The following is a 1,491-nucleotide window of genomic DNA, read 5'->3' on the forward strand; positions in this document are numbered from 1 at the left end:
TGTTCCGCAAAGGACTGAGCCTGCTGATGCCCTGGTGCGCGAGTATGGAGCTCTTCTTGAAACGATATTTAAGCCTCGATGACGGGCGAAATCATCCCATCTTCAAAAATGTAGAGTAGTGTGGTTAGCCACAGTATTTTTTTTAAAAATCTGTCCCAATTTCTCCAATTGTCAATTCCGTCACTTTTTTGTTTAGGTACAATGAGTCAAGATTGAACTCTGTCTCATCGCAAATTCCGCTGATTGTGTCGACTGAAAAATATATTCCGATATCATAGTAATCAGCATCAAGTTCTGAGCAGTCTGTCGTAAAACCCCATTCAGGTTCGCCATAGACTTTCATTACATCTTTTATCTTAAGTTTTTTGTTCACTTTCAATCCCTTACCTGTAGTTCCTTTCCATCTTTTTGGAAAAACCGTTATGGAAAAAACTTTTTTTGATGAATCATTTTGAAGTATATATACTGATATTCCTTTCTTTTCGTATTTGTACTCGAAAGAATGATTTGTCCATTTAATTTCCTTGGGTGTGACCTTTAAAATTGAATCAACTTGCGTTTTTGTCATTCCAATTTGAATTTGTCCAACGCATTTACCTTCGTCAATTATTTGTTTTTCCGAATCTGTCCGTTTAAATGACATTACAATCATTAATAGACATAAAGTGATTGATATTATTCGGATCGTCTTCATTTTTATTGTGGCTAACGGTTTGGCTACACGCCGTGCGACGATAGGAGCATGGACGTTGTAGCCTGTGTTGAACTAAGCCGCTCCGCGCCAACCGCTGCCGCGCCATAACCAACCGTCTCCTAAAAATACCCCTATCTTACCTATTAACCAAACCATTCCATCGTGACTAAAAAAAGTCCCGGGCTCAGATAGCCCACCACCCCGATTGTCAGCCGGATCTCGACCGGTTCGTGGCCCATTTACGGGTTGCGGGAATGACATCGAGTACCATTATCAACTACGCCCGGTCGCTGCGCGACCTCATGGAATACCACCATGCGGAAGCCGATGCCATCACCGCCCGGGATATCCTCGCCTTTCTCGCCGAGCGGGAAAAATCAATAGGAAAATCCACCCTCAACACCCTTTGCTGTGCGCTGAAATATTTCTACGGCAAAGTCCTCGGCGACCCCGACCGTATCGTCGACATCCCTACCCCGCGCAAACCTAAACAACTTGGAGAACTGCTGACTACCAGTGAGTTAAAGCAACTATTCGCCGCAGCCAGAACTTCAAAGCGTCGCCTGGTCCTCAGCCTCATTTACGGCCTAGGCCTGCGCGCCGGAGAGGTCGCGCGCATCCGACTACATGACTTCGACGCCCGCCACCGCACGCTCATTATCCGCAACGCAAAGGTAAGCGTCCGACCAACCACATCTTGTCAGCCCCAACTCCGCGCCAGAGCTTTGCGCCAAACCAAAGCAACAATTTATGCGCCACAGCCCCACCTCCATCCGTCAATTTTTGATCGATCAACC

General features: G+C 46.1%; 2 protein-coding genes. One reads left to right on the top strand and one right to left on the bottom strand.

Annotation, left to right across the window (positions count from 1 at the left end; all coding sequences use genetic code 11):
• Positions 1-142 precede the first annotated feature (142 nt).
• Entirely contained in the window at positions 143-643 is a 501-nt protein-coding gene (locus tag FUA23_RS22145; RefSeq protein WP_147932956.1) for a hypothetical protein, read from the bottom strand.
• A 281-nt stretch (positions 644-924) separates the two neighbouring features.
• Here FUA23_RS22145 and FUA23_RS22150 point away from each other — a divergent pair.
• Positions 925-1,491 (top strand): tyrosine-type recombinase/integrase (locus tag FUA23_RS22150; protein ID WP_262713727.1); only part of this gene is annotated, 567 nt, incomplete at its 3' end.

Origin of the sequence: Neolewinella aurantiaca, from assembly GCF_008014675.1 — a bacterium.
Lineage (GTDB): Bacteria > Bacteroidota > Bacteroidia > Chitinophagales > Saprospiraceae > Neolewinella > Neolewinella aurantiaca.